Origin of the sequence: Alcanivorax sp., assembly GCF_014762765.1 — a bacterium.
Classification (GTDB): Bacteria; Pseudomonadota; Gammaproteobacteria; order Pseudomonadales; family Alcanivoracaceae; genus Alcanivorax.
The window spans coordinates 1-6238 of sequence record NZ_JABURH010000076.1; the positions used below are offsets into that span (position 1 = coordinate 1).

Here is a 6238-nt window from a genome sequence, read left to right on the forward strand (position 1 = left end):
CCCGGTCACCCACTTTCACCAGCGGACGCTGGTTGATGCAGGTGTTCTGGTTGGAACGGGTGTATTTGGTCAGGTTGTAGATATCTACACCCGCTTCACCTTCGTTCACTTCGTCATCGTTCACTTTCACGATGATCCGCGATGCATCCACCTTGTCGACGATACCACCACGGGTTGCCACCACACACACGCCAGAGTCACGGGCCACGTGACGCTCGAAACCGGTACCTACCAGCGGCTTGTCAGCACGCAGCGTGGGCACAGCCTGACGCTGCATGTTGGAGCCCATCAATGCGCGGTTCGCATCATCGTGCTCGAGGAACGGAATCAGTGACGCCGCCACAGACACGACCTGGCGAGGAGAAACATCCATATGGGTAATGGTGTCACGCTCCATCACGGTAAATTCGTAGCGGTGACGAACCGTCACGAAATCTTCCGCGAAACCGCCCTCGTCGGTCATCTTCGCGTCCACCTGTGCGATCACGCACTCGGCTTCCTCGATGGCTGACAGATATTCGATTTCTTCGCTGACCTTGCCGTCAATGACCTTCAGGTACGGTGACTCCAGGAAACCGTACTCGTTGGCGCGAGCATAGGTGGCCAGGGAGTTGATCAGACCGATGTTCGGACCTTCGGGAGTCTCGATGGGACATACACGACCATAGTGGGTCGGGTGTACGTCACGCACCTCGAAGCCGGCACGCTCACGGGTCAGACCACCTGGGCCCAACGCGGAAACACGACGCTTGTGCGTGATCTCAGACAGCGGGTTGTTCTGATCCATGAACTGGGACAGCTGGGAGGAGCCAAAGAACTCTTTGACAGCAGCCGCCACCGGCTTGGAGTTGATCAGATCCTGGGGCATCAGGCCTTCGGATTCTGCCAGGCTCAGACGCTCCTTGACCGCACGCTCCACACGTACCAGACCCACACGGAACTGGTTTTCGGCCATTTCGCCCACGGAACGCACACGGCGGTTACCCAGGTGATCGATATCATCCACCACACCGTTACCGTTGCGGATATCCACCAGGGTGCGCAGCACTTCGATGATGTCAGAGGTCTCTTCACCCATCTGCGCAAAGTACTGCTTGCCTTCCTCATCGGTGCGGGCGCTGAAGTAGCGGCCATCGTAGAGGATGCCAGGACCGGTTTCGTCTTCACGACCGAGACGACGGTTGAACTTCATCCGCCCAACACCGGACAGATCGTAACGCTCGTCGGTGAAGAACAGGTTCTTGAACAGGTTCTCTGCTGCTTCTTTGGTCGGCGGCTCACCGGGACGCATCATGCGATAGATTTCGACCAGCGCCTCCAGCGGAGTACGAGTCGGATCAGCACGCAGGGTGTCGGCCATGAACGGGCCGTTGTCCAGATCGTTGGTGTACAGGGTTTCGAAATCGGTGATACCGCCCTGCTCCAGCTTCTCAAGCGTTTCCGCTGTCAGTTCGGTATTACACTCCACCAGGATCTCGCCAGTGTCCTGGTCGATGATGGATTTGGCCAAGTACTTGCCCTGCAGGTATTCGGCAGGAATATCCAGGTACTCGATATTGGCCTTTTCCAGCTGGCGAATATGGCGCGCGGTAATACGACGGCCGCGCTCCACCACGACTTCACCGTCCGCCAGGATGTCGAAGGTCGCGGTTTCACCACGCAGACGCTCCGGCACCAGCTTCATACGGTAAATGCCGTCTTCCACTGCAATTTCGTTGGTCTCGAAGAACATCTCCAACACTTCGTCGGAGGTATAGCCCAACGCACGCAGCAGGATAGTCGCCGGCAACTTGCGGCGACGGTCGATCCGCACGAACACCTGGTCCTTGGGATCGAATTCGAAGTCCAGCCAGGAGCCACGGTAAGGAATCACCCGGGCGGAATACAGCAGCTTGCCGGAGGAGTGAGTCTTGCCTTTATCGTGGTCGAAAAACACACCGGGGGAACGGTGCAGCTGGGACACAATGACACGCTCGGTACCGTTGATCACAAAGGTACCGTTTTCGGTCATCAGGGGCATTTCGCCCATGTAGACCTGCTGTTCACGGATATCCTTGATAGCCCCACTGGATTCCTTGTCATAGATGACCAGACGAATCCGTACGCGCAGCGGCGCAGCGTAGGTGGTACCACGAACAGTACATTCTTTTACATCAAAAACAGGCTTGCCGAACTCATAGCCGGCATACTCCAGCGCGGCATTCCCGGAATAACTTGAAATCGGAAATACTGACCGGAAAGCGGCTTCCAGACCCTGGTCCAGACGCTCTTCTGCACTTTTATCTTGCTGCAGAAATTTACGGTAAGAATCGAGCTGTATGGCCAGAAGGTACGGGACCTCCATAACCTTCGGAAGCTTGCCGAAATCTTTGCGGATCCGCTTTTTCTCAGTGAATGAGTATGCCATCTGCGTTCCTCAGCTGTTGATCTATCACCCTTGGGTGATATTCCTGTATGAAACCTCTCACACAGAAACGACAAAAGGCTGGCAGCCCTCAAGCTGCCAGCCGGTGCCTTTCCGCATTATTGTGGAAAGACATTGCGCAAATGCGCTTACTTGAGCTCGGCAGTACCGCCAGCCTCTTCGATCTTTTTCTTGATCTCTTCGGCTTCGTCCTTGGAAGCACCTTCTTTAACAGAAGCAGGTGCACCTTCAACGAGCTCTTTGGCTTCTTTCAGACCCAGGCCAGTTACTTCACGAACAGCCTTGATCACGCCAACTTTCTTGTCACCGAAACCGGTCAGAACAACGTCAAACTCGGTCTTTTCTTCGGCAGCAGCTTCACCACCAGCGGCAGCTGCAGGAGCAGCGGCAACAGCGGCAGCGGCGGTTACGCCGAATTTCTCTTCCATGGCCTCGATCAGTTCAACGAGGTCCATAACGCTCATATCGGCGATAGCGCCGAGGATATCTTCTTTGGAAACGGCCATTTTCAATCTCCTAAATCACCACACGGGCGATCCGATTGGATCGGGTAGTTACGCAGCCTGACAAATCAGGCGGCACTCTGTTTCTGGTCCTTGACTGCAGCAACCGTGCGAACAAATTTGCCGGGCACCTCGTTGAGGGTACGAACAAACTTGGCCACCGGGGCCTGCATAACGGACATGAGCTGAGAAAGTGCTTCGTCGCGAGTCGGCAGCTTGGCCAGGACATCAATGTCCTGAGGACCATACGCTATACCACCCACAGCCAGAGCCTTAACTTCCAGCGCGTCATTGTCTTTAGCAAAGTCCTTGATGAGACGGGCAGCTGCGCCCGGGTCATCCTGGGAAAAAGCCAAAACAGTGGGGCCAACCAGAACGTCGCTCAGACACTCGTACTCAGTGTCTTTCACGGCGAACTTCGCCAGCGTATTACGTACCACTTTCAGGTACACGCCGGTTTCACGGGCCTTACTACGCAACTCAGTCATCTGAGAAACAGTGAGACCACGATAGTCAGCAACCACAGCAGACAGCGCTTCAGTAGCTACAGCATTGACCGAAGCAACAATCGCCCGTTTGTCCTCCAGATTCAAAGGCATGTTTACCTCCTGGATTCACAAACATTAACCGTCAAAATCGACTGCAATCTGATTTCGAGGCGGTCGCCAGGGCCGGTTTCCCGGCCATTATCGCGGAGCCACAACCTGAACAAGTCAGGAAACAACTACCGCGCCTGCGCAGGCGGTTACCCCTTAATCCCGGCTTGTTACTTGCCTCATAAAGGCAGACTCCAAACAGAACCGGAAACCTGCGGTCTTTGACGCCCCGACGAGACCCTCCTTAAAGAGTGAGTCATCGGGATCAAAGCCCTTGTGAGCCTGGCCAGATTGCACCAGGCTCAAATTCCTTACATCGCCAGGGAAGCCGGATCAATATTCAGACCAGGCCCCATGGTGGTAGACAGGGTAACTTTCTTGAAATAGGTACCCTTGGCGGAAGACGGCTTGGCTCTCTTCAGGTCAGCCAGCAGAGATTCCACATTTTCCTTGATCGCATTGGAGTCAAAACCAACCTGACCCACGGTGCAGTGCACAATGCCACCCTTGTCGGTACGGTAACGAACCTGACCACCCTTGGCATTCTTCACTGCCTGGGCAACATCAGGAGTTACGGTGCCGACCTTCGGGTTGGGCATCAGACCACGGGGGCCCAGAATAGTGCCCAGCTTGCCGACAACACGCATAGCGTCCGGCGAAGCAATAACCACATCAAAGTTGATTTCGCCACCCTGAACCTGCTCGGCCAGATCGTCAAAACCAACCACATCCGCACCGGCTTCCTTGGCTTCTTCAGCCTTGGCACCCTGGGCGAACACCGCTACGCGAACGGTTTTACCGGTACCGTGGGGCAGCACAGAAGCACCACGAACGTTCTGGTCGGATTTACGCGGATCAACACCCAGGTTGACCGCTACGTCCAGAGATTCCTTGAACTTCACGGTGGACAGCTCGGCCAGCAGGGCCACTGCTTCCTCTACCTGGTACAGTTTGCCAGCTTCCACTTTTTCCCGGATGGCACGGGTACGCTTGGACAACTTAGCCATTGGTTAACCCTCCACATCCAGACCCATGGAACGGGCAGAGCCCGCGATAGTGCGCACGGCAGCTTCCAGATCCGCAGCGGTCAGATCAGGCTCTTTGGCCTTGGCGATCTCTTCCAGCTGCTCACGGGTTACCTTGCCCACTTTCTTGGTATTCGGCTCGCCGGAGCCGCTCTTGATACCGGCCGCTTTCTTCAGCAGGTAAGACGCCGGCGGCGTCTTCATGGTGAAGGTAAAAGAACGGTCGCTATAAACGGTGATCACAACAGGAACCGGCGCACCGGCATCCAGCTGCTGAGTCTGGGCGTTGAACGCCTTACAGAACTCCATGATATTCACACCGTGCTGACCCAGTGCGGGACCAACCGGCGGGGACGGGTTAGCCTGACCCGCTGCAACCTGCAGCTTGATGTAGGCTTGGACTTTCTTCGCCATTGTAAGACTCCTTGGGTGCAAACGCCGCGCAGAGTGCGGGCTCCCCTCAGGTTGTCAAAACGCCCCGAACGCTTTTCAGCGATCAGGGCACCTAATTGATACACTGAAAAGGATCAGGTTTTTTCGACCTGACCGAATTCCAGCTCTACCGGCGTGGAACGACCGAAGATCATTACTGCCACCTGCAGGCGGCTCTTCTCGTAATTCACTTCTTCGATTACGCCATTGAAGTCAGCAAAGGGGCCGTCGTTGACACGAACCACTTCACCCGCCTCAAACAGTGTCTTCGGCTTCGGCTTCTCGACCGCATCATCCATGCGACGGAGAATGGCATCCGCCTCTTTCTGGGTAATAGGCGAAACGCGACCCGGATTTTTCGGATCTTCACCAATAAAGCCCATCACTTTCGGAGTTTCTTTTACCAGGTGCCAGGAGTCATCACACATCTCCATCTGCACCAACACATAACCGGGAAAGAACTTACGCTCGGATTTGCGCTTTTGGCCGCCCTTGATCTCCACCACTTCTTCGGTAGGAACCAGAATCTCGCCGAAAAGCTCTTCCATAGAACGCAATTTAACGCGCTCTTCCAGGGCGCGTTTTACGTGCTTCTCGAAACCCGAATAGGCATGTACCACATACCAGCGCTTTGCCATGTTTACCCCTTAGCCAATAACCCAGGACATGAGCCCACCGAGGATCCAGTCGAGCACAAACAGCAACAGGGCCACAATCACAACAAAGACAAGAACAATCAGCGTGGTCTGCAGGGTTTCCTGACGCGTCGGCCACACCACTTTACGCAGCTCGACCATGGAATCCTTGCGCAGCTGATTGAACGCCTTGCCCTGCTCGGTCTGCAGAGCAAAAAACACTGCGACCAGGGCAACAGCAACAACACCGACCACCCGGTAAAGAGTGGGTTGCTCGGAGAAATAGCTATTACCGACAACAGCAGCGGCCACCAGACCGACCACCAGCAACCACTTCACCGCCTCGAAGGCGGCAGAGCCGGAACGTGCTTCTGTTTTCTCGCTCATCTTACGATGCACCCCACCACCCAAGCGGCAGCCTTGGGAAAATTGGCAGGCCAGGAGGGACTCGAACCCCCAACAGCCGGTTTTGGAGACCGGTGCTCTACCAATTGAACTACTGGCCTGTAACTTTACAAATGCAACAGCCGGGACATGAAAGCCCCGGCCATCAACACACTAACTGTCTTACTCGATGATCTTGGACACCACGCCGGCGCCAACGGTGCGGCCGCCTTCGCGG

7 protein-coding genes and 1 tRNA gene are annotated in these 6238 nt (G+C 55.5%); all 8 read right to left on the reverse strand.

The features are described from left to right. On the reverse strand, positions 1-2407 hold a 2407-nt coding region (gene rpoB, locus HUJ17_RS03450), incomplete at its 3' end, for a DNA-directed RNA polymerase subunit beta (RefSeq protein WP_290509365.1). 146 nt (positions 2408-2553) lie between these two features. Then, positions 2554-2931, reverse strand: a complete 378-nt coding sequence (rplL, locus tag HUJ17_RS03455) for a 50S ribosomal protein L7/L12 (RefSeq protein ID WP_062817994.1) — start codon at positions 2929-2931, stop codon at positions 2554-2556. A 65-nt stretch (positions 2932-2996) separates the two neighbouring features. Further along, positions 2997-3527 (reverse strand): 50S ribosomal protein L10, encoded by a 531-nt coding sequence (gene rplJ, locus HUJ17_RS03460; RefSeq protein ID WP_290509366.1) that lies wholly within the window; start codon positions 3525-3527, stop codon positions 2997-2999. Between the two features lie 308 nt (positions 3528-3835). Further along, positions 3836-4531, reverse strand: a complete 696-nt coding sequence (gene rplA, locus HUJ17_RS03465; RefSeq protein WP_290509367.1) for a 50S ribosomal protein L1 — start codon at positions 4529-4531, stop codon at positions 3836-3838. 3 nt (positions 4532-4534) lie between these two features. Further along, the gene (gene rplK, locus HUJ17_RS03470; protein ID WP_062817991.1) at positions 4535-4963 is read right to left on the reverse strand and encodes a 50S ribosomal protein L11; all 429 of its coding nucleotides are present in this window, start codon (positions 4961-4963) and stop codon (positions 4535-4537) included. Positions 4964-5076: 113 nt separating this feature from the next. Further along, positions 5077-5619, reverse strand: coding sequence for a transcription termination/antitermination protein NusG (nusG, locus tag HUJ17_RS03475; RefSeq protein ID WP_062817990.1), 543 nt, complete (start codon positions 5617-5619; stop codon positions 5077-5079). Between the two features lie 9 nt (positions 5620-5628). Beyond that, the gene (gene secE / locus HUJ17_RS03480) at positions 5629-6003 is read right to left on the reverse strand and encodes a preprotein translocase subunit SecE (RefSeq protein ID WP_062817989.1); all 375 of its coding nucleotides are present in this window, start codon (positions 6001-6003) and stop codon (positions 5629-5631) included. A 43-nt stretch (positions 6004-6046) separates the two neighbouring features. After that, positions 6047-6122 (reverse strand) — tRNA-Trp (locus tag HUJ17_RS03485). Positions 6123-6238: the final 116 nt, after the last annotated feature.